The organism is Paenibacillus spiritus, assembly GCF_008710135.1.
In the GTDB taxonomy this organism is placed as follows: domain Bacteria; phylum Bacillota; class Bacilli; order Paenibacillales; family Paenibacillaceae; genus Paenibacillus_AQ; species Paenibacillus_AQ glufosinatiresistens.
Map to the genome: position 1 here is coordinate 1 of NZ_VYKK01000036.1, position 20,081 is coordinate 20,081.

Genomic DNA, 20,081 nt, shown 5'->3' on the forward strand with positions numbered 1-20,081 from the left:
ATAACCAGGGGGTTTTTCCAATGTCTATTCTAAGGGGTGCACTTCACGGGCCGTCCCGGCTTCTTCGCCTACGGTATCCGGACAGAGCGGATGCTGATAGATATGCAGCCTCTGGCTGCCTCTTGCCGCCTTTTACCTCTTGTGCCGCAGGGCGCACGCCAAAAAGCAGGGCTCCCCTCCCGGGGGGCCCTGCCTGTTCTTCGCTTCTTGAAATCGGGGCAGCCGTTTAAATCAGCTGAATCACGGTCAGAACCAGGCCGACGGCAAAGCCGCAGATGGCTCCGTTCACCCGTATCCACTGAAGATCCCGGCCGACTTTCTCTTCGAGCATGGCAACCAGGCTGGCGTCGTCCATCTGATCCAGGTTCTCTTTGACGAGCACCCCGATCCGGTAGTGATTCTTCTCGACCAGGCCGACCAGCGCTTCGGTAACCCGGGTCTCCCACTGCGCAATAAGCTCCGTCTCCTGCCCGAGCCGCCGGATCAGCAGCGCGTACAGCGCCCATACCCGCCGGCCGCCGGCCGCCCGGTCCTCGTCGATCATCCGCAGCACACCGCCGCGGAGCTCTTCCGCCCGGGCAAGCAGGAAGGCGGCGGCCGCCTCGCCCTGCAATTCGGCGGCTCCCCATTCCTTGAGCCGCCGGATCCGCTCTTCGTCCTGAATGAGACTGTAGAGGGCAATGCGGATCTCCTGGAGGATGCTTCCGCGGTAGCTGCTCTCTTCATCCTGCAAATCCCGCACCGCCGACAGCAGCATGTTCTGGAGCAGATCTCCCAGCATGCTCTCATCGACAAAACTGACAAAAGCCTGGAACGCCATGCCTTTCAGTCCGCCGAGCTTGACCTCGGCCAGCTTGGCGGCGGCGATGGAGCCGAGCATGGCCCGGGTCTCGGGACGTTCTGCCCAGCCGGATACCTGAGTCAGCGCATAATCCATCGCTTCCCGGTCCTTGCCGTCGCCGATCATCCGGTCCAGCACGGTCTCCGCCGCCTTGTCCAGCTGCGCTTCCTTCAGATAGGCGGCCAGCGCCGCTTGCAGATGCGGCACCGCCTGCTCTGCCGGGAGGCGGCGGACCAGCAGCTCCGCCTGGTCCAGCAGCATGCGCCGGCGCTCCCGTCCGGCGAAGAAACGGGTAAGCTGGCGCGATGCCAGCGGCACGAACCGCACGGTCCGCAGCTTCGCCCGGATGCTCTCCTTGTTCAGCAGCTCATTCTCCATCGCCGAGATCAGCGACTGGATGATTTTGTCCCGATTCTTCAGCAGCAGCGACGTATGCGGAATCTTCAGACCCAGCGGATGCCGGAACAGCGCCGTCACCGCGAACCAGTCTGCCAGGCCGCCGACCAGACCGGCCTCGAAGCCTCCCCGCAGCAGCTCCACTCCTGTATAGTCAGGCAGAAACAGCGTGGCCAGAAAGCCAAGCGCCATGACCGCCAGCGAAATCGTAGCCAGATTCCTGGACTTCATCTCTAACAACCTCCCGCCAATGTCACCTTCCATTCGGATTCTTTCATTGTAGCATGAACCCGCAGCAGGCTCCAAAGGGCGTGCGGCTTGCTCCGGTCTACTCCATCCCCCGCAGCAGCTCCGCCGGCTTCGTCCGCAGGGCAGGAACAGCCGCGATCCAGGCGGCGGCCAGAGTCGTGAGGACACACAGAGCGATGCCGTAGACCACTCCTCCCGCATCGAGAGCCGCCGGCAGCTTGAACATGAACTTCAGGGCAAGCTCGCTCAGCAGCAGGGCCGCTCCGGTCCCCGCCGACCCGGCGATCAGCGACAGCAGGAGATTCTCCAGCAGAATGGCTCTCAGGTTCTGGGGGTTGGACATGCCCACTGTCTTCAGAATCGCAATTTCTCTTCTGCGGCGCAGGAGATGGATCACCATCTGGTTGCCGATGGTCAGAACCGCCGTAATCAGGGAGAAGAGAGTAACAACCGAGAAGAAGGCGCCGATGACCCGAATCATCGCGTTCAGACTGGCGGAGGCCGTCCCGGAGACGGAATAGGCCATGGCCGAAGCCGGCAGCGCCTCATTCAGCTTCTCCAGCACAGCATTCGTCCGGCCGCCGCCGTCCAGCGCGAACATGACCCGGGAAGGAGCGCCGTACAGGGACAGCGCAGTCCGGTCCACTCTCATGCCCGCCGTCTTCACAAAGCCCGATTGAAAAAAACCGACGACCGTGAAGGATACCGGCTTGTCGCCCAAGAGAACCTCCACCCGGTCGCCCGTCTTGATGCCGAGCAGCCGGTAATCCTCCAGCAGCAGGGCGCTGCTGCGGGAGGAATCTGCGGCATTCAAATCGCGGCCGCCGGAGAGAGAGTAGGCCCTGAACCCGGCAGCCGGGTCAATCCCTTCGATATTCAGCTTGTTGGAAGCAAAAAAGGTACGGCCGGCCGAGAGCTCCCGGAGCCGGGGAACTGCATCCTTTCCGTTAATGGCCCGCAGCATCCCCGATACCTGGATACTCTCGGTCCAATCCCGGATTGAAAGGGAGCGAAAGGCGGCACGCGCCGCTTCGGCATCGGCTGACGAGCTTGTAACGAGCACATTGCCCCGGGCTTCCGCCTCCAGCTGCCGATTGACCGAATGGGTCAGGTTCTCTTCCAGCATCCGGCTGGAGACGGCGGCGCATACGCCGATGCTGAGAACCACCAGCAGCCACCCGTAACGTCTCCGGTCCGCCGACAAGTGATGGAACGGTACATACCAGCGGGAAGGAACCCTCCTTCTCGCCGCTCCGATTCCACGGAGCAGCCCGGAGAACAGCGCAGCGCCCCCTCTCGCCATAAAGGCGGCCAGAGCGAGAAGGCAGCCGATAGCCGCCCCGATTCCGGCCAGGCGGATATCGGGCAGACCTGCCGAACCCGGAAGAAGGGTCGGCTGCAAATAGAAGGCCGCAGCCAGAGACAGCGCCGCTCCGATGGCTCCCTTTCTCCGGATTCCCATCCCGCTGGGCGGAAGCGGGAATTCCGCGCCTTCCCGCAGAAGCGGAAGCGGTGAGAGCGGCCTCATGGCTCTCAGCGGGATACGGACCGAAGTCCAGGCGGACAGCATCCCTGCCGCAGCGGTCATCGCCGCCGCCTTCCGGGAGAACTCCCAGGACAGAGGCACGTTCAGCAGGCTTCCCAGCTTGCCGGTCAGCCAGAGACTGGCGGGAACAGCCGCCGCCAGCCCCCCGGCTGTTCCCGCCAGGCCGATGAGCAGACCTTCGGCAAGGAACAGGCCTTCAATGGACCGCAGCGGCATTCCGGTTGCCTTCATGACGGCGATCTCCCGCATTCTTGAACCCAGCGCCTGCTTCATCGTATTCGATATCGCCATGGCGCTGATCGCCAGCGTCAGCAGGCTGAACAGCTGGAGCAGCAGCAGTACCATGCGGACCCGGCTCTTCTCCCGCTCGGCCTGCGCCCCGGTATCCGTAAGGGACGCATTCGGGAACTGCCGCTCCAGAGACGCCCCCTTACCGGCGGCCGACGCCGCCGGACTCCACTTCACCGCCAGCTCATTGACGCTTCCGGCCGGCGCATTCAGCAGGCGGACGGCCTCCTCCCGGCTGATGTAGGCGGTGCCCAGAATATCGGCGTCGCCATACGATTCCTGCACCTGCCGGACCAGTCCTTTCACTTGATAGACATGCAGATTTCCGTCGGAACTGCTCGGCAGGCTGACCCGGTCGCCCGCCTTGACCCGCAGGCGGCCGGCAGCTTCGTCCGTAAGAAGAATTTCGTTCGCTTTCAGGCTGCGGATACCGGGATACCGCTCCGCTCCGTACAGCGGATACCGGCCGGGATCGATGCCTTTCAGAATTATGCTGGTTGTTCTCTTCGCCGACCGAATCATGCTTTGTCCGACATAGGAGGCCGCGATGGACGCGCCCCTGTCCGTCTCCCGGACCCGGCGGCTGGCCTCGCCCAGCTGCAGAGGCTCCAGATAGGACTCGACCCGGACGTCGCCCCCGAGCATCAGGCGCGCCGAACTCTCGATTGAGCGCGGAGCCAATTCGGACGCCAGGACCATGCAGAAGAGACTCGCGCTTCCGATGACCAGAGCCAGAACCGTGAACCCGGTTCTGAATCTGCTGCGCCACAAACTTCGGATTGCAGAACGGATAGCGATCATTCCCTCACCGCCCTTCAACCGGCCGCCGCTGATCCGCTTCGACCTCGCCGTCCCGAATGCGGATAACCCGGTCCGAGAGGGCGGCCACCTCGGGATCATGGGTGGCAATGATGAACGTCATGTTCAAGGTCTGCTTCAGGCGCAGCATAAGGCGGAGCACATTCAGGCCGGATGCGCGGTCCAGATTACCGGTCGGTTCATCGGCGAGAACCAGGGCAGGGCGGTTAATCAGAGCTCTCGCGACCGCCACGCGCTGCTGCTGGCCTCCCGACAATTGATGCGGAAGATGCTTGAGGCGGTCGGCCATACCTACCAACTCCAGCAGCTCTTCGGCCCGGCGGCGCATTTCATTGCGCCGGACACCCCGCATGCCAAGCATAGGCAGCATGACATTCTCCAGCGCGGTCATGGTCGGAATCAGGTGAAAAGACTGGAAGACAAATCCGATTCGGCGCGCCCGGAATTCCGCCAGCTTCCCCTCCGCAAGTTCGGAGACCGCCTCGCCCTCGAGCATAATCCGTCCTCCGCTCGGCTTCTCCAGCGTTCCCAGAAGACTCAGCAGCGTCGACTTGCCGCTTCCGCTCGGACCCATCAGACTCACCATTTCCCCTCGGCTGAACTTGAGGGTCATCGGTTTCAATACCGGCACCGGCCCCGCTTCGGAGGCGTACTCCTTGTGAAGATTTTCGATGAATAGAACCGGAGATGTCGCTGCCACCTGAACGTCCCTTCTCTCTCCCATAATATACCTTTCAGACTGTAGGACGACGGTCCTCCGGCCATCCCTGCAATTTCTTCCGGCTTTTAAGGGGATGCGCCTCTTGACTTTCTTAATTAATTTCATTAAATTGGAATTATAATGATGTTCTATAATTATAGAACAAATAATTAGTTCTAATTTTATTAAAGGATGGTTGATGATAATGGACTATCGGGTGGAAGTCGATTTTGCCCCTATGTATGAGTGCCTGTCCAGTACGATTGCGTTCTTCCACAAGCAGAATCACACCAGCATGGACAGCGGGAAGGAATGGGTGCGCCGGGTCCAGGCCGACTTCGCTCCGTCGCTGCTCCAGCGAATGAATGAGGTTGTGAAGGTAACTGAAGATTTCGCGCTGTCGCCGTTTATCTGGCGCTGTCCGGGCGAACGCACCGTCTCTTCATTCCTGGACTGGTTCGACGGACTGTCTTCCGGTGATCTGTATGAGCTGACGGCTTCTTTCGGCTCTCCCGTCCCTCCCAACCTGACCGAGATGCGCGACCGGGCCTCCGACATGCTGCGGGAATGGGACAACGGCTACTTCCGAAGCATCGACCCGGCCATTCTGCAAGGCCTTGAGCAGGAGGCAGAGGCGCGGAGGGCTCTTGTAGAACAGGCGGCTCCTCTGGAGGCGGTCGAAGACGCGACCCAGGGAATGCGGTTCTATTCCACCGGCCGGATGAAGCTCGTCGTGCTGACGCCCCAGTATCATACCCGGCCGCTGGTGACAAGCGCGATATACGACGAATACGCATTCATCAACTATTCCTGCGATGTTCTGCCCCCCGCCAACGGGCGGCCCGAAGCCCCGCTGCTGCGGCTGACCCGGGCGCTGTCCGACGAGACCCGGCTGTATATTCTCCGTCTGCTGTCCGGCAGGCAGCTGAGCTTCACGGAGATCGTCAAGGAAGTCGGCCTCTCCAAAAGCACAATTCACTACCATTTGATCGCCCTGCGCGCCGCCGGGCTGATTATCGTTCATTCCGGCGAGAAAGCCTCCGCTTCCTACAGCCTGCGGCCGGAAGCGCTGAAAGTTCTCACCGAGCGGATCGGCGCCTACCTGAAGCCTTAACACCCCAAGGAGGGACCCCTATGCGCACACGCAGTTATTACGGTCTGCTGGCCACTGTCTCGCTCAGCACCTTCGGCGATGCCTTTGGCCTGCTGGCTATGGAATGGCTGGTCTATGATCTGACCGGCTCCAAGCTGGCCATGGGCGCGCTGGCGCTGAGCTCCGGCATCCCCGAGCTGCTGGTTCGCCTTGTCGGCTCGCCGCTCTCCGACCGGCTGCACCGCGTCCGGCTGATGGCCGGTCTCTCGGCCATCCGGCTGCTGGCCGTCCTGCTGCCGCTCGCGATGGGCCTGGCCGGCGAGCTGCGGCTGTGGCATCTCTTCGCCGCGGCCGCTCTGAGCGGCGTCTGCTCCGCCCTGTTCCTGCCGTCGGCGATGGCCTCCATTCCCGGGCTTGCGCCAAGCGGCGGGCTGGTCCGCGCCTTCGCCCTCGCCGACGGCCTGAAGGGCATGGCGGCCTTGCTGGGTCCGGCGGCGGCAGGGCTCGTTACGGCGGCTGGCGGCGCGCTCCCCGCGCTCGGGGCCAACGCCGTCTGCTGCGCGGCCGCCATCGCCGCGCTGCTGGCCATCACGGGAACGGAGCGCCCCGCCGCTTCGGGCGCCGCCTTTTCCATCCGGCTGTATCTTCATGAAATCGGCGAAGGATTCGCCTTCTACCTCCGAACGCCGGCCATGCTGACCATTATGCTCATGGCCACCGTCAGCAACCTGAGTTCCGGCGCCATCTGGACGATGATGGTTCCTTACGTCCGGGAAGTGCTGCACCAGGACGCGGGCGCCGTCGGCACGCTGTCCACCGCTTCGGCGTTCGGGTATCTCGCCGGGCTTGGTCTCGTCTCCTGGATGGGAGACGTGTCGCACCGGCGGCTGACCATGCTTGGCAGCCTAGCCGGAATCGGGGTCATCAACATGCTGTGGAGCCAGCTCCCCTTCTATCCCGCCGCCCTCTTCGCCGCCGGCGCCGCCGGGTTTCTGAGCCCGTTCTTCAGCTCGCTGAGCTCCTCGCTGCACGGGCGCCTGGTACCCGCCTCGCTCCAGGGCCGGGTGAACTCCATCCGCTTCCTCATCGGCGGCGCCCTTCAGCCGGTCGGCGCGATTGCAGGCGGCGCCTTCGCTGAACTCTGGGGCGTGCCTGCCCTGTTCCTCGCCGCCGGACTGCTTCCCGTCCTCTTCTGTGCGGCTGCGCTGCTGCTGCCCGGACTGAAGACGCTGGACGGCAGGCTGCCGGCGGCGTCCTAGACGGCGAGGAGGCGCCGTTCCGTTCCCCGGGTTCTGCCGCACCGCCTGGGCATCCCCAAGCCAACAAGCCGCCCGCGTCCGGACGACGCGAGCGGCTTGCTCAAGTTAGAATGACGGGCCGATTTCGATTCAAGCTTCAATCGGGACGCACAGCTCGCAAAGGCCGTTCTGCAGCAGCCCGCCCTCATACCGTTCCACCATCGGACCGGCCGCAGGTCTCCATCCCCCGGCGGCCACAGCCCCGGCGATCTCGCTCCAGGCCCGCGCCACTTCTTCGGCCGTGTGGCCGATCCGGCAGACCGCATACGTTCCTCCCGGCCAGAACCCTTCGGTTACAGAACCGTCCAGCTCCTGCTCCGCACCCACCAAGAGGCAGACGTCATAGCGGCATTCCGCAGGCGGCGTTGACGCCGGGTCATCCTGCGCAATGCCCAGAATCACCGCCCGGTCATCCAGAAGATGCCGTTCTTCGGCCCAGCGTTTCAGCTTCTCCATCCATTCTCGGGCCGCGGGCCCGTAAGCCCCCGTCCGGCGCATATAGGCGATTCGGCAGGGAGAATAAGTTACAAGGGTCAGATTCACTTCTCGTTCTCATCCTTTCGCTCGTACAGGTATTGCCGCGGCTCCTTGAATCTAACAGAGTATAAAATGAAATGCACCTTTTTTCTCCGCTACTCCTTCTTCCGGCTGTAATCCTTCCGCTTGTGAAAAGACAGCGACCGGCAGCGCTTCGCCAGCGCCTTCCGCCGCTCCGGCGACAAGGCTTCCGGCGATGTGTTCAGACTGCGGTTGCGGGCCGGACGGAGGATCATGCCGGACCGGTCCGTCCGGTACATATAATTGCCGTAGGTCTCGAATTCGGAAAAGGCGAACGGACGCGTCCGGTCCATACTCTTGAGGACCGCCCGGTACCACGGCAGGCCGTGCCTCGCCTCGATCTCCCGCTTCATCCGGGCCAGCGCCGCCCGCTCGAACAGCATGTAATGGGTGACAAAGGAGACCCGGGCCGGACGCGGATGGCCCATCAGCCGGCGGTAGGTGCGGAAATATTCCGGCTGGCTCCAGTTCCGGGTGTAGAAGACGGTCTTCCCGTCCTTGCGGAAGCGATGCGGGGCGATCAGTACCGTGTCAGCGTCAATCACCAGAAAATAATCGGCGGTGCAGATCCGGTCGCCGCCCAGCTTCAGCAACTGCTGGAACAGCCAACCCGACCGTTCCCAGGTCTGCGAGCGGTAGACCACACCCTTCTTGGTCAGCGGCAGCACCGTGTTCTCGTCCACAAACGTGCAGCCTTTGCGGCGGCAGAACGCCAGCAGGCGGGGCTTTCTCGGGGCCACAATTAAGATGCGCCCGATTGAATGCTTCACCTGGGCCCGCACCCCGTCCACCACGGCCCCGAGCGTGGATAAATCCTTCTCGATGGCCGGAATCAACACATCTATGCGCAAAGTAGGTCATCTCCCGTTATCCGTTTCCCACAGCTTATGACAGGGAACGGCAAAAGGGCCGGGCGGCGCAAGCGCAGCAGCGGGTTCCGTCTGCCTTGAAGGATGTAGCCAAGCCGAAGAAGGCCGCCCGGGAGCCGGACGGCCTATCTTCCATTTCTTTACCTTCCCGTTCTTACGTCCACGCCCACAGGAAACCGTCGCGGTCCCAGGCGATCCGGCCGCGATGCAGCTTCCGGAACGCCTTCTTGACTTCCTTGTCCAGCGAGAGGTTGCCGTTCTCGCCGACAAAGACAAACGACTCGCCGTAATGCGAACGGACCAGCGCGATGGCATCCTCCTGGCGCAGGGCGCCAGTGAAGCGAATCTCTTCGACCATCCATTCTGCGATATCCTGCGCGGAAGCTTCGCCGCCATCGGCCGGCTTCGGCTGAACGTTCGGGCGGTAGGAGCGCTGCTCCGCCGCCGGGGCCGACTGTGTCGGTCTCTCTTCCTTGGAATCCATAGCTACCTTCTTTCCGTGCCCGTCCTGTCTTGCCGCCGCCGGGCGCACCGTTCTTATCTTACCAGATCGGCCGCCCAGTACAACAGCACGCAGACCGCGCCGGTCGCCAGCAGGGCAACCAGGGCATTGCCCATTCCCAGGGCAGACCCGGAGCGCACCCGCTCCCCGATCCGCGCCTTGCGGGACCCGAACTCTAGGCTGCCGTCCTCCTCTTGCCATTCCTGCGGAAGCATGGAAGATCCTCTCTTTCCCCGCGAGCGCCGCCGCGTTCAAGGCGGCGGCGCTTCGCGGCAGGGTAAACCTCTGCATCCAATATTTTACCAGAAGTTTACCAGCCTTCCATCGGTCTTTCGTCCTTATCGGGGAAGTTCTACTTCCGTCCCCCGCCGATAACTCCGTACCGGTACAGCACCTTGCGGCCGAACAGGCCGAGGAGACGGTCCGTCGTGAATCCCATAAATCCGAGGCAGAACAAGCCGACAAAGATCCAGTCTGTCCTGAAGAACAGCCGCGAGTTCCAGATGAGATAGCCGACGCCCTCATTGGAGGCAATCATTTCCGCGCCGATAATGGCCATATAGGAGGTCCCCATCGCCAGCCGGACACCGGTGAAGATATATGGCGCTGTGGCCGGAACGATAACGTGCAGCAGAATTTGCCATTCACTTGCCCCCATGCTGCGTGCCGAACGCAGCTTATCCTCTTCTACGGCCAGCACGCCGGTAAAGGTGTTCAGCACCACGATAAAGAAGGTCGCATACAGGATAAGCGCAATCTTCGACTGCTCGCCGATGCCGAACCAGACCAGGAACAATGTGATGAAGGCAATGGGCGGGATGAAGCGGATGAAATTCAGCAGCGGTTCGGCGAACAGCCGGATGACCCGGACCTTGCCGATGATCAGGCCTGCCGGGATCGCCAGCAGGCTGCCGAGGCTCCAACCGGCCAGCACGCGGAAGAAGCTGATTCCGATGTACTGTCCAAGCGTCCCGTCCAGCAGCAGCTCCCGCCCGCCTTTCAGCGTCGCCCAGGGTCCGGGAATGACATCCGGTCCGTAAGCCCAGGCGCCGAGCTGCCAGACCAGCAGCGAGCCGAGCCACAGAAGAACGAGCGAGACTCCTTTGGTCTCCAGCCATTTCATAGGCGGTCTACCTCTCCTTCCTCTTCCTCAAAATGTCCCTGAATCGCGTTGTACAGCTCCCCGAAGCCCGGGGCCGCAACATCGCGCGGATAAGGCAGCGGGTTATCGTAGATATGGGCGATGTTCGACGAAGGCCCCCGGGACATAATTCCGATCCGCTGGCCCAGAAGCAGCGCTTCCTGAATATCGTGGGTGACGAAGATCACCGTCTTGTTCGTCTCCCGCCAGATGCGCACGAGCTCCTTCTGCATCGTGCGCCGGGTCATGGCGTCGAGCGCGCCGAACGGTTCATCCATCAGCAGAATCGCCGGGTCGCCGGCCAGCACGCGGGCAAGCTGGACCCGCTGCTTCATCCCTCCCGACAGCTCCTTCGGGAACTTGCCGCCATGCCCCGCCAGACCGACAAGCCCGAGATAGCGGTCCGACACCTCCCGGCGCTCAGCCTTGCGCATTCCTCCCATTCGGAGCCCGAACTCCACGTTCCCGCGCACCGTCAGCCAGGGAAAAAGCGAGGAATCCGCCTGCTGGAACACCACCGCCCGGTCCCGGCCCGGCCGCTGCACCTCGGCGTCGCCCACCGTCAGCTTACCGCCGGATTTGGCGACAAATCCGGCAATCATGTTCAGCAGCGTAGACTTGCCGCAGCCGCTCGGGCCGAGCAGGATGAAGAACTCTCCGCTCCGGACGACCAGGTTCACATCCTTGATAATATAATGCAGATCTCCGGGCGAGGCAGACCCGTAGGTTTTGCGCAGCCCTTCAATCTGAATAGTATGAAGGCCCTCGTCCTGCGCCCGCTTCAGGGATGACATCACGGCATTCCTCCCGATCAATAATAATGGTAATGCCTAATTGCCGCTTCCGTACGTAACGGATTCGGGCAGCGCCTGCTTCAGCGGCTCCAGGCCGAGCTTCGTCTTCAAATCAAAATCCTGCCGGATAATCTTGGACTGAACCATATATTCCTTTTGGTTCTCCAGGCTGTCGTAGGCCGCCTGCGTGAAGCCGATATTCCACGGATTGTTCGGCAGGTCCTTCAGCGTCGCTTCCTTCGGCTGTTTGACTTCCCGGTACATCAGGTCTGCCGTCTCGTCCGGATGGGCCTGCGAATACGCCGCCGCCTCGTCAACCGCCTTGAGGAACCCGGCCACCGCTTCCGGCTGCTTCTCAATCAGCTCGTTGCCGGCCACCAGGCCCGTTCCGAGCCGCACGCTCGTCTTGGACATGTCGCCCAGCTCATGCACGCTGTCCAGCGCAGCCAGTTTGTCTATCAGGGCCGAGCCGGTGAACCAAGCGGCATCGACATCTCCCTGCTTGAGCGCGATGAACGCTTCATCGAATGCGCCCTGTCCCACCAACTCCGCATCCTTCACGTTCAGGCCGTTCTCCTTAAAATAGACATCCCACAAATATGGCAGGAACGTGCCGCGCATGAAGCTGAGCTTCTTGCCCTTGAGGTCGGCCGCGCTTTGAATATCATTGCGGACATAGAGCTTCCAGACCGAAGCCGCCCGGTCGGTCGCCTGTCCCGCCGAGGCGATAATGCTGTACTCTCCCTTGGAGACGGCGTTCAGCAGCGGGAAATCAGCGCCATATGCCAGATCCACCTGTTTGATGAACAAGGCATTCACCCCCTCCGCCGGCGTGCCGAAGTTGACGATGGTCGCGTCGATCCCGTTGTTCTTGAAAAAGCCCTTGGCCTTCGCCACCTTGAACACCGGATTGGTGTTCGTGTCGGCGATGTTCAGCTTCACGAGCGCCTTCTTCGATGCCGCTCCCGCTCCGCTGCCGGACGCTGCGGCATTGCCGCTGTTCCCGCAGCCGGAGAGCGCCGGCAGCAGCGCAAGCAGCAGGAGAAGCGCTGCTGCGCGAGGAAGACGAGCCGGGGTTGACGGATATTTTCTGGACATGAGAATCCCACCTTTAGCTTATGGATAAGTAATTCCGGTACTTGCCCGGCAGCCAGCCCTTAGCGCCCCTTGCGTTCCGACTCCTCCGAGAAGGCGACGCAGGCGGCGCCTTCTGTGAACGGCAGCGTCAGCGCCACCTCCGCGACGGAATCCGTGCCCTTCGGAGCAGCGCCCGGCACGCGGAAGTTCGCGGCGTCGATCGGCTCGATCGCCGTCTCGGCCGGCGTTCCCGCCTGCGGCACCCATTCATAAGGCACCCGGTAGGACCGGTAGACCATGTTCGTGTTCCTCTTGTCGGTATAAGGCGAAATATATTCCCAGACGAGCTCATACTCCGGCGTCACCTCGAACAGCCGGCCGTTCGATCCTTCCGTAATGAGGGTGTTGCCGTTCGGCAGCCGCTGGGCCGAGCTGATGTACGGGCTGTAGAACTTGTAAGAGTCGGTCGGGACGGAGAAGCCGGCCTCGGCCGCCGTGTATTCCCAGACGACTTCAAGCGTCGCGGGATTGATCTCCAGCACGCGGGAGTGGTCGCGGATGGCGTTTTTTTGCCCGAATGGAGAAGCCGGGTTCGGCAGACCGTACCCGCCCCAGCCGCCGTTGTCGAATACGAGCAGATTGCCCTCGCCCGGCAGGCCGCGCGGAATGATGTGGGCATGGTGCTGGCCGATGATCCAGCCGATATGCTTCACTTCCGGCAGCGAATAGTCCGGACCCAGACGCCAGACAATTCCGCCCGTCTTACGGTCGGTAATCGCTATAATATTGGCTTCGCGCGCGTCCCAGATAATGTTGTCCGGGTGGAAGCGCTCATCCCCTGCGTCGTAGAAGCGGTTCGGGCCCACATAGGAAGCCGAATTGATATGCAGCCAGTCGCCTACGCCGCCGCCGAGATGGCCGAAGGACCGGGTGTTGGGGTCGCGGAACAGGACGTTCTTCGCCGCCTCGTCGAAGCCCAGCTCGTCGAAATGATCGCTCGGCTTCCACTGCCAGAGAATGTTCCCTTCCCAGTCCACCTCCAGAATAATGTCGTCCAGCAGCTCCTTGTCGGAGATGGCCGGGTTCTTCAGATTGCTATGGCTCAGAATCAGCGTTCTGCCGCCGTCCGTGCGCGGTTCCTGACCCGGCGCATAGTAGCCGACCGGACTGCCCTCGCGCTGGTAGTCGTGGTGCTGGCGGGCGTACCACAGCGGCTCGAAGCCGGGGTCCGCAATATGCTCGAAGCCGTTGTACTTCCAGACAATGTTGCCGTCCCAATCCACCTGCACCAGATCGACGTTGTCCTGAATTCCGAATTTCGGGTCCCGGCGTCCGGTGCTGCCGAGCACATAGCCGCCGGGAAAAATCTTCGCCGGGAAGCCGATCAGCCCTTTCCACAGCCGCACCTCGCGGCCGTTCATGTCAATCAGCACGACGCCCTCGTTGCCGGCCTGGTAGACCGTGTAGCCGCTCCAGGCCTTCTGCGGATTATAGACGGTGGCTCCCGTCGGATATACAGTTGGATAACCCATGATCTCTGTCCCCTTTGGTATGAAATGGTAACCATTGAACGAAGCTCAGTAACCGAGATAGCGGCTCCGGGCCGCACGCGGCCGCTTCTGCCCGGGAACCGGAACCGGCGCCTCGGCGTTCTGCCGGGCCAGCTCCATAATGGCGGCGGAGAAGCCGTCCAGCCGGTCCGTAATCCGGCGGAACCCCCGGCCCAGAAGGGCCAGCTCTTCTTCCGTGAAATCCCCGAACAGAAGCGAAATACACGCTTCCCCCACATTCCGGTTGCGCTCCATCATGCGGCGTCCCGCCGGTGTAATGTCCAGCAGCACCGTTCTCCGGTCATCCTCCTTGCGCCGGCGCGCTGCGAACCCCGCGGCATCCAGCTTGTCGCACAGCGCCGTGATGGCGCCGGAGGTGAAATCAAGCCGGTCTGCCAGATCGCCCAGCCGCTGCTCGCCCTCCCGGATAATCAGATTCAGGATCATCAGGCCGGGCAGCGTTACGCCATCTACCGAGACCCGGTCCCGTTCCTTCACGAAACGCCTCACCATCCGCCGGAACAGGAAATCCGCTTCCTCCAGTCCTTCCAATCTGCGGTTCTCATCCATTGCCGCCCCTCCTTTCCTGGTGTTCTCCATACCGCCGGCATGCACAAAAAAGACTCTTCGGCGCACCCCTGGCAGGGAAGCGTTCGAAGAGCCTTTGGCGGTCCAATCAGCTCTATATTCGGCTTGCGGCTTACGGTATCAGCTTCATTCTTCAGTGTTCATTTAATGAGCAGTGAAGATTATCCCCATCATAAACCCATAAAACCTACCAGTCAAGTATGAATTTAAAGCTTCCCCTTCTCTCCGCTGCCGCCGTGTCCGCTTCGCAGCAGTTCGAATAGGCATGCAAATAGATCATTCCCGGTCCGCATCCGGGAACCGGGCAAGAGGAAGAGGGAGGTCCATGAACAGAGTTCCAGGGACGGGAAAGGAGGCGCGCGGCTTGAAGCGCCGCTCCGGGAGAGGCGCGGCGGACCGGCCGAAGAACCCGGCGCAGGCGGACCGGCATAGAGAAGCGCGGCGGCGCACGGTGCCGGCACGGCGCACCTCCGCTTCCGCAGGCAGACGCCGGGGCGGCAGGAGATCCGGACTCTTGAAGGCCAGGGCGGAGTACTATGTCGCTGCCGCAGGAGAAGGACAGCGCCTCTATACCGCACGCGACGGCAACGGCGTTCCGCTCCGCTCCCCCTCCCGGATCACCCTGGCCCGCTTGTACGTTAACGGCATTCTTCAGCCGCCGGACCGCTACCGGCTCCGCCGGGGCCGGCTGATTCTGCTGTCTGCGGACACCCCTGCCGCCGGAGCGCCGCTCGTGCTCGAAATGGTCGCACTGCGGCTGCCGCGCTCCGGCTTGGCTGCTCTTCCGCCTGTCCGCCCTTGCATCATACAGGCTAATCCCGTGAACAAGCCGCTCTCTTCTTCATATGCTGAATTATCTGACAAGAAGGGAGTGGAAAGACCCATGCCTCCATCTCTGATCAAGTCCTTCATGGCTGCTTCGAGCGTCGTCGCCGGCACCGTCACGACCACCACGACGACCAGCGTCGTCGATACGACGCTTCGTTTCGATACGGTGGTTACCGGAGAAATGATTGATACGGTCGGCGGGAATACGATTATTCCCGCCGCCAGCTTCCGGACCGACACCGGCGATGCCTTGACGACAACCCTGCCCGTAGTAAATCCGGGCGGCTACTACAACGTCTACGTCAACGGCATTCTTCAGGAAGGCGCCCTCTCCTCGCTGACGCCGACCGGACTGACCATCGCCTCCGATGCCATCCTTCCCGGAACTCCGGTCAACCTGGAGATCCATGACTATACCAGCACCTCTTCGGCCTCCAGCTCGGTTCCGTCCCTGACCGTAAGCACGACGATCGCTACCTGATTGTTCGGTCCGCACAGCAAGGCCCGCATTCTCTGGAAGAGGAGGAAGCGGGCCTTATTTTTTAAGGTTAGCATAAGCTTCGTCTGTTACCATGAACATAATCGGTTGGAACCCGGCTTGGTCCATGGACGTAACTTAACAAGGAAAGAGGGATGCAGAATGTACATCAAACGAGTGATGATTGTAGGCACGATGATGGTTGCCATGACGTTCGGAGGAAACCTCGGCGGAGCGGCCGCCGACAGTGCCAGCCCTGTGGCCAAGATTGCCTCGGGAGCGCCGCTTGCCCCGGCGGGCGACGGCAGCGTGACCTCGCTGCTCCGGTTGTCCTCCAAAGAAGAATTGTACGAGGCCCTGTATGACGGCCGCTCGCTGGCCGACATTGCAGACAGCACCGGCGCCAGCATCGGCCCGGTTATCGACCTGCAGGTCGCGCAGCTTGCCGGGCAACTGAAACAGCGGCTGGACAGCGGCTCCATCAGTGAGCGCCAGTATCGGGACCATCTTGCCGAGCTGCGGTCCGTTGTGACCGAGAGCGCCCTGCGCAGCTACTAGGCCGGGCCACGGCCGATCGTCTCTATCTATCTGGACCGCCCGGCCCTAGAGAGTCCGAAGTGCGGCCGCTAGGTCAGCGGCCGACGCTTGAACACAGCCAGCGCCGCGGCCAGCAGCAGCGCCGCCCCGACGCCTGCCGTAACCGCCGCTCCCGTCAGCTCCGAGGCTGCGGCCTCCCCGCGCAGCAGCGGCATGCTCAAGGCGGCAAGGTTCAGCGGATTATATGTCCGCGCCTGCGGAATCAGCTTCGCGACCAGAAGCAGCGCCAGCCCTCCGCCGGCAATCAGCAGCGTCCCGTACGCGCTCTTCACCCATACGCCCGCGAACACGAGCAGCGCCAGAAGGAAGAGCCCCAGCAGCCACAGGCCAAGAACGGCCGGGCCCAGCGAGGATATGCCGGTGCCTGGGAACAGAAAGGCTGTGTACCCGTATGTCACTGCAAAAGCCAGACCGTAGCTGACCGTCCAGAGCAGGGACATGACCAGATACTTGGTCAGAATCACCGTCGCCCGCGGCAGTCCCTTGGCCAGCAGAACGAGCAGTGTTCCTTTGGCCGTCTCTCCGCTCACTCCCCCGCTGAACAGGATTACGGTCACGAACAGTCCCATCTGGGAGATGTTCTTGAAGAACTGGGCCCAGGAATCCACAGCTGCCGGCTCCGGCAGTGTGATGCGAATGCCATTGCTCTCCATTCCGGACAGCAGATCGGGCAGCAGCTTGGCGCTTAAGGGACTGAGGATGCCGAGAATCAGGAAGACGGTCAGCAGAATCAGCAATTTATAGGTGCGCACACTTTCCAGCCATTCCTTGCGGAACCATGCCCGATAGCCTTGTATGACCTGCCTCTTCATTGCACCGCCTCCAGAAACAGACTTTCGAGCGAAGGCTCCAGACGTTCCAGCTTCACCGGCGCCCACTGCCGCTTCGAGAGCAGGTCGATCAGGAGCTGCCCGCCGGATTCGGCGGGCAGCTTCACCGTTACGGCGCTTCCGCTCCGCTCCGCCTGAGCCCCGGCGCTGCGGAGTTCTTCGCATGCCGCCAGCGCCTCCGCCGTCCCGTCATCCGCGAACTCCACCCGGTATCCATCCTGCGTTCCGCGTCTCCGAATATCGCCAAGCGCCCCCTCCAGCACAATCCGGCCCTGATGCAGCACCGCGACCCGGTCGCAGATGCGTTCCACATCCGAGAGAATATGCGTGGACAGCAGCACCGTGGTGCTGCCCCGGGCGGCCGAGAGCAGACCGAGAATGTCTTTGCGGCCGATGGGGTCCAGCGCCGAGGTCGGCTCGTCGCAGATCAGCAGCCGCGGCTCGTTCAGCAGCGCCTGGGCAATTCCGAGCCGCTGCTTCATGCCCCGGGAGAAGCCGCCGATCCTGCGGCGTCTGGCTTCCCACAGGCCGGCCGCCTGCAGCAGCTCCTCGCTGCGGGCGCGCAGCCGGTCCGGCCGCATGCCCGTAATCTCGCCGCAGAGCCGGAGATACTCCAGCGGGCGCATGTAGGCGTAGAATTCGGGCACATCCGGCAGATAGCCGATATGCCGGTTGGCGGCGGTCTCGCCGTAGACCGCCCGTTCTCCGCATACGGAGATGGTGCCGGAGTCCGGCTTGAGCAGGCCGAGCACCATCCTCATGGTTGTGGTTTTGCCCGCCCCGTTCTGCCCCATCAGTCCGAACACGGCGTGTTCGGGGACCGAGAGATTCAGGCCGTCGATCACCGGGTGATCGCCGAAGCTTTTGCAGAGCTGGTCAATCTCCAGAACGTTCACTCTTCCTCCCCCCTCCCGAAGACAAAATAGACCACCGGACCGATAATCTGCAGCAGCAGCACGACCGGTATCCACACCGCCCGGCTGCCGAAGCGGTAGCGGGGATGGCGCAGCACATGCGTAAGTGCCGTCAGGGCGAGGACCAGCTCCAGCACAATCAGGGGAACCAGAAACGGCCAATATTCCTGAAACGTCTCCATTAGGATTCCTCCCCTGCCAGCTGCTTCAGTCTGCCGATAAGGGCCTGGAATTGCGGGTCTCCGGCAAGCGCCGCGAATCCCGGATTGCCCGCCACCGCCTCCAGCATGCTGCGGCGCACCGTCTGTTCATCGCGGGGAAGAGCCGTTCCCAGCTCATTCTCCTCCAGCCACGCGTCCAGCTTGTCGAAGAACTCATCCCCGTGCAGACGCATCGGATAGATGTCCGAAGTGACCAGGTCCGCATAATCCCGAAGCATCGCCACTGCCTCTCCGGTCCGGTTCTGCAGCACATAGCCCTGGGCTGCGGCCAGATAGATGCCCATGTAGACGGCCGGGTGCAGGCGTCCGAGATCGAAGGCCTCCCCGACCGCCAGCGCGCGGCGGAGCGTCTCGTCGTACCGGTCCGGCGCATCCGCGCACAGCATCAGATAGGCCGGCAGGAAGTTGAACATCATCACCAGATTCTGATACATGCCGACCTGAAGGACGGATTTGGCCTCCTCCCTTCTCCCTGTCGACTGATACGCCATCGCAAGGAGCGACTCCGGCGGCATCGCCGGAGCGAGCGAGCCTTCCAGCAGTACCAGCGCAGATTCGGGATCGCCGAGCGTAATCCGGCAGAGCGCCTCCATATACAGGGCCTGCTTGGCAAGCAGCGCATCCTGGCTCTCCGTCCGGACCCGGACGAACAGCTCCTCCGCCTCCCGGATGACCTGATCTGCCGCCTCTTTGTCCCCTGCCAGCATACTGTGGTTCACCAGCAGCACGCCCATCTGCTGCAGCAGCGGGAAGCAGGAGTAATACTTGCGGATGATCTCCCGGCAGCGCCGGGCGACCTCTTCAAACGGACAGCAGGCAAAATCCTTCGACAGCTGCACATACAGCTTGCGGATGTCGGCTGCCGCCATTTGGGGCTGATAGTCCAGCAGCTCGTCGATGCTGATATTGAAATAAGCGGCCAACTGCGGGAGGAACGTAATATCCGGGTAGCTCTGCCCGATCTCCCACTTCGACACGGACGCCTTGGATACGCCGATGTACGCGGCCAGCTCCTCCTGGGTGATGCCTTTTTCCTTGCGTTTGCGAACCAGCACCCGGGCCATACGGATTTCTCTCATGTGAATCACCTCTGCTCTAGTTTTACCGCAGAACCGGGAGAGTCCACAATGGATTTAAAGTTGAATTTGGTTGATAAAATCAACCGCAGGGAAACTCTCACTCCCAGCGATAGACCCTCTGTCTGTATCCTGCATCCCAGACCGTCTCATCCCCCTCCACCCTGATCGCAAGCTCCTTGCCGGGCGGAAGGAGGATCGAGGCCATTTCCGGCTCATGCTGTCCGGCCTCTGCCGGGAGCCCCTACCGGAAATTTTTTAACGAATTCCCGTCTATAAGTAGAGGGCAAAGTGGCTAGCCTTCACGTTACCTTACCTGTATATGTCAACTGGCACGTTACCAGATTGTTCTCTCACAATAACCATCGCTCTATATTGACGTTAGTTGCGGACTAAAATGATAGTTGACTGCTTTATATCCCACACACTATAAAAGTCGGGCTATGTATCTGAATAGTTGCGATTATTCTTTCTCGTCCTCCCTATCGTGTCGGTAATGCTATTTGTTGCGGATTTATTTGCATTTGCTCTTTATTTCAGAAAAACGGGAGAAAACGAAGATAAGAAAATTCCGACTATATACGATGGTTAACTGATGATTTTGGGGTACAAACGAGGTCAGAAGATAACTGAAAAGGGGTATAAAATTCAAGCTAACTGAAAGAAACTGTGGGGGTTTTGAGAATATCTCCTACGGGGGATAGTGGACGTTAAGTTCATCATGTCTTAGCAGCCGGATTCATTCGGTACTGGGTGAGGGTAAAAGAAAGACCTTGAGGATTGCATGGTCAAGACCCCATTTAGTGGACATTGAAAAAAACACCTAGG

20 protein-coding genes are annotated in these 20,081 nt (G+C 61.6%); 4 read left to right on the forward strand and 16 right to left on the reverse strand.

Translation table 11 applies throughout. From position 1 onward, the window contains the following. Positions 1-226: 226 nt before the first annotated feature. The 3 genes from F4V43_RS18690 to F4V43_RS18700 form a co-directional block, all read right to left on the reverse strand. Positions 227-1,468 carry a DUF445 domain-containing protein gene (locus tag F4V43_RS18690; protein WP_150459788.1) on the reverse strand — a complete coding sequence of 414 codons (1,242 nt, stop codon included), beginning with the start codon at positions 1,466-1,468 and terminating at the stop codon, positions 227-229. 97 nt (positions 1,469-1,565) lie between these two features. Continuing rightward, positions 1,566-4,121 (reverse strand): FtsX-like permease family protein, encoded by a 2,556-nt coding sequence (locus F4V43_RS18695; RefSeq protein WP_191089649.1) that lies wholly within the window; start codon positions 4,119-4,121, stop codon positions 1,566-1,568. A gap of 4 nt (positions 4,122-4,125) precedes the next feature. Further along, a complete protein-coding gene (locus F4V43_RS18700; RefSeq protein ID WP_223879967.1) occupies positions 4,126-4,839 on the reverse strand; it encodes an ABC transporter ATP-binding protein in 714 nt (237 codons plus the stop codon). A gap of 205 nt (positions 4,840-5,044) precedes the next feature. On the opposite strand from F4V43_RS18700, the gene F4V43_RS18705 reads away from it, so the two are divergent. Then, positions 5,045-5,953 carry an ArsR/SmtB family transcription factor gene (locus F4V43_RS18705; protein WP_191089650.1) on the forward strand — a complete coding sequence of 303 codons (909 nt, stop codon included), beginning with the start codon at positions 5,045-5,047 and terminating at the stop codon, positions 5,951-5,953. A 20-nt stretch (positions 5,954-5,973) separates the two neighbouring features. Beyond that, entirely contained in the window at positions 5,974-7,191 is a 1,218-nt protein-coding gene (locus F4V43_RS18710) for an MFS transporter (RefSeq protein ID WP_150459792.1), read from the forward strand. Positions 7,192-7,320: 129 nt separating this feature from the next. Here the strand turns inward: F4V43_RS18710 and F4V43_RS18715 are convergent, their stop codons facing one another. The 9 genes from F4V43_RS18715 to F4V43_RS18755 form a co-directional block, all read right to left on the reverse strand. Beyond that, positions 7,321-7,773, reverse strand: coding sequence for a GyrI-like domain-containing protein (locus tag F4V43_RS18715; protein ID WP_223879968.1), 453 nt, complete (start codon positions 7,771-7,773; stop codon positions 7,321-7,323). An 89-nt stretch (positions 7,774-7,862) separates the two neighbouring features. Further along, complete coding sequence (locus F4V43_RS18720) at positions 7,863-8,633, reverse strand: DUF6492 family protein (RefSeq protein ID WP_191089652.1); 771 nt, start codon at positions 8,631-8,633, stop codon at positions 7,863-7,865. Between the two features lie 178 nt (positions 8,634-8,811). Next, on the reverse strand, positions 8,812-9,027 hold the full coding sequence (locus F4V43_RS18725; protein WP_408638313.1) for a DUF6953 family protein: 216 nt from the start codon (positions 9,025-9,027) through the stop codon (positions 8,812-8,814). 167 nt (positions 9,028-9,194) lie between these two features. Next, complete coding sequence (locus F4V43_RS18730) at positions 9,195-9,374, reverse strand: hypothetical protein (RefSeq protein WP_150459794.1); 180 nt, start codon at positions 9,372-9,374, stop codon at positions 9,195-9,197. A gap of 137 nt (positions 9,375-9,511) precedes the next feature. Beyond that, positions 9,512-10,282 (reverse strand): ABC transporter permease, encoded by a 771-nt coding sequence (locus tag F4V43_RS18735; RefSeq protein ID WP_150459795.1) that lies wholly within the window; start codon positions 10,280-10,282, stop codon positions 9,512-9,514. Next, positions 10,279-11,094 (reverse strand): ABC transporter ATP-binding protein, encoded by an 816-nt coding sequence (locus F4V43_RS18740; protein ID WP_150459796.1) that lies wholly within the window; start codon positions 11,092-11,094, stop codon positions 10,279-10,281. The genes F4V43_RS18735 and F4V43_RS18740 overlap by 4 nt, the downstream gene beginning before the upstream one ends. 36 nt (positions 11,095-11,130) lie before the next feature. Then, positions 11,131-12,192 carry an ABC transporter substrate-binding protein gene (locus tag F4V43_RS18745; protein WP_150459797.1) on the reverse strand — a complete coding sequence of 354 codons (1,062 nt, stop codon included), beginning with the start codon at positions 12,190-12,192 and terminating at the stop codon, positions 11,131-11,133. A gap of 59 nt (positions 12,193-12,251) precedes the next feature. Next, a complete protein-coding gene (locus F4V43_RS18750; RefSeq protein ID WP_150459798.1) occupies positions 12,252-13,703 on the reverse strand; it encodes an aryl-sulfate sulfotransferase in 1,452 nt (483 codons plus the stop codon). Positions 13,704-13,748: 45 nt separating this feature from the next. Next, positions 13,749-14,291, reverse strand: coding sequence for a MarR family winged helix-turn-helix transcriptional regulator (locus tag F4V43_RS18755; RefSeq protein ID WP_150459799.1), 543 nt, complete (start codon positions 14,289-14,291; stop codon positions 13,749-13,751). Positions 14,292-14,634: 343 nt separating this feature from the next. Between F4V43_RS18755 and F4V43_RS18760 the strand changes: the two genes are divergently transcribed. After that, positions 14,635-15,618 (forward strand): DUF4183 domain-containing protein, encoded by a 984-nt coding sequence (locus tag F4V43_RS18760; RefSeq protein WP_191089651.1) that lies wholly within the window; start codon positions 14,635-14,637, stop codon positions 15,616-15,618. A gap of 159 nt (positions 15,619-15,777) precedes the next feature. Beyond that, positions 15,778-16,173, forward strand: coding sequence for a hypothetical protein (locus tag F4V43_RS18765; protein ID WP_150459801.1), 396 nt, complete (start codon positions 15,778-15,780; stop codon positions 16,171-16,173). A 68-nt stretch (positions 16,174-16,241) separates the two neighbouring features. Here F4V43_RS18765 and F4V43_RS18770 read toward each other — a convergent pair whose 3' ends face one another. Genes F4V43_RS18770 through F4V43_RS18785 form a run of 4 tightly spaced genes read right to left on the reverse strand, consistent with a single transcriptional unit; the run spans position 16,242 to position 19,256 of the window. Further along, on the reverse strand, positions 16,242-17,024 hold the full coding sequence (locus F4V43_RS18770; protein ID WP_150459802.1) for an ABC transporter permease: 783 nt from the start codon (positions 17,022-17,024) through the stop codon (positions 16,242-16,244). After that, positions 17,021-17,938, reverse strand: a complete 918-nt coding sequence (locus tag F4V43_RS18775) for an ABC transporter ATP-binding protein (protein ID WP_150459803.1) — start codon at positions 17,936-17,938, stop codon at positions 17,021-17,023. The genes F4V43_RS18770 and F4V43_RS18775 overlap by 4 nt, the downstream gene beginning before the upstream one ends. After that, on the reverse strand, positions 17,935-18,138 hold the full coding sequence (locus F4V43_RS18780) for a PLD nuclease N-terminal domain-containing protein (protein ID WP_150459804.1): 204 nt from the start codon (positions 18,136-18,138) through the stop codon (positions 17,935-17,937). The genes F4V43_RS18775 and F4V43_RS18780 overlap by 4 nt, the downstream gene beginning before the upstream one ends. Then, the gene (locus F4V43_RS18785; RefSeq protein WP_150459805.1) at positions 18,138-19,256 is read right to left on the reverse strand and encodes a helix-turn-helix domain-containing protein; all 1,119 of its coding nucleotides are present in this window, start codon (positions 19,254-19,256) and stop codon (positions 18,138-18,140) included. The genes F4V43_RS18780 and F4V43_RS18785 overlap by 1 nt, the downstream gene beginning before the upstream one ends. Positions 19,257-20,081: the final 825 nt, after the last annotated feature.

Coding starts and splice junctions, on each gene's coding strand:
- F4V43_RS18765 (WP_150459801.1), top strand. CDS start 15,778: ATGTACATCAAACGAGTGATGATTGTAGGCACGATGATGGTTGCCATG.
- F4V43_RS18745 (WP_150459797.1), bottom strand. CDS start 12,192: ATGTCCAGAAAATATCCGTCAACCCCGGCTCGTCTTCCTCGCGCAGCA.
- F4V43_RS18690 (WP_150459788.1), bottom strand. CDS start 1,468: ATGAAGTCCAGGAATCTGGCTACGATTTCGCTGGCGGTCATGGCGCTT.
- F4V43_RS18740 (WP_150459796.1), bottom strand. CDS start 11,094: ATGTCATCCCTGAAGCGGGCGCAGGACGAGGGCCTTCATACTATTCAG.
- F4V43_RS18770 (WP_150459802.1), bottom strand. CDS start 17,024: ATGAAGAGGCAGGTCATACAAGGCTATCGGGCATGGTTCCGCAAGGAA.
- F4V43_RS18735 (WP_150459795.1), bottom strand. CDS start 10,282: ATGAAATGGCTGGAGACCAAAGGAGTCTCGCTCGTTCTTCTGTGGCTC.
- F4V43_RS18755 (WP_150459799.1), bottom strand. CDS start 14,291: ATGGATGAGAACCGCAGATTGGAAGGACTGGAGGAAGCGGATTTCCTG.
- F4V43_RS18750 (WP_150459798.1), bottom strand. CDS start 13,703: ATGGGTTATCCAACTGTATATCCGACGGGAGCCACCGTCTATAATCCG.
- F4V43_RS18730 (WP_150459794.1), bottom strand. CDS start 9,374: ATGCTTCCGCAGGAATGGCAAGAGGAGGACGGCAGCCTAGAGTTCGGG.
- F4V43_RS18710 (WP_150459792.1), top strand. CDS start 5,974: ATGCGCACACGCAGTTATTACGGTCTGCTGGCCACTGTCTCGCTCAGC.
- F4V43_RS18705 (WP_191089650.1), top strand. CDS start 5,045: ATGGACTATCGGGTGGAAGTCGATTTTGCCCCTATGTATGAGTGCCTG.
- F4V43_RS18695 (WP_191089649.1), bottom strand. CDS start 4,121: ATGATCGCTATCCGTTCTGCAATCCGAAGTTTGTGGCGCAGCAGATTC.
- F4V43_RS18780 (WP_150459804.1), bottom strand. CDS start 18,138: ATGGAGACGTTTCAGGAATATTGGCCGTTTCTGGTTCCCCTGATTGTG.
- F4V43_RS18760 (WP_191089651.1), top strand. CDS start 14,635: ATGAACAGAGTTCCAGGGACGGGAAAGGAGGCGCGCGGCTTGAAGCGC.
- F4V43_RS18785 (WP_150459805.1), bottom strand. CDS start 19,256: ATGAGAGAAATCCGTATGGCCCGGGTGCTGGTTCGCAAACGCAAGGAA.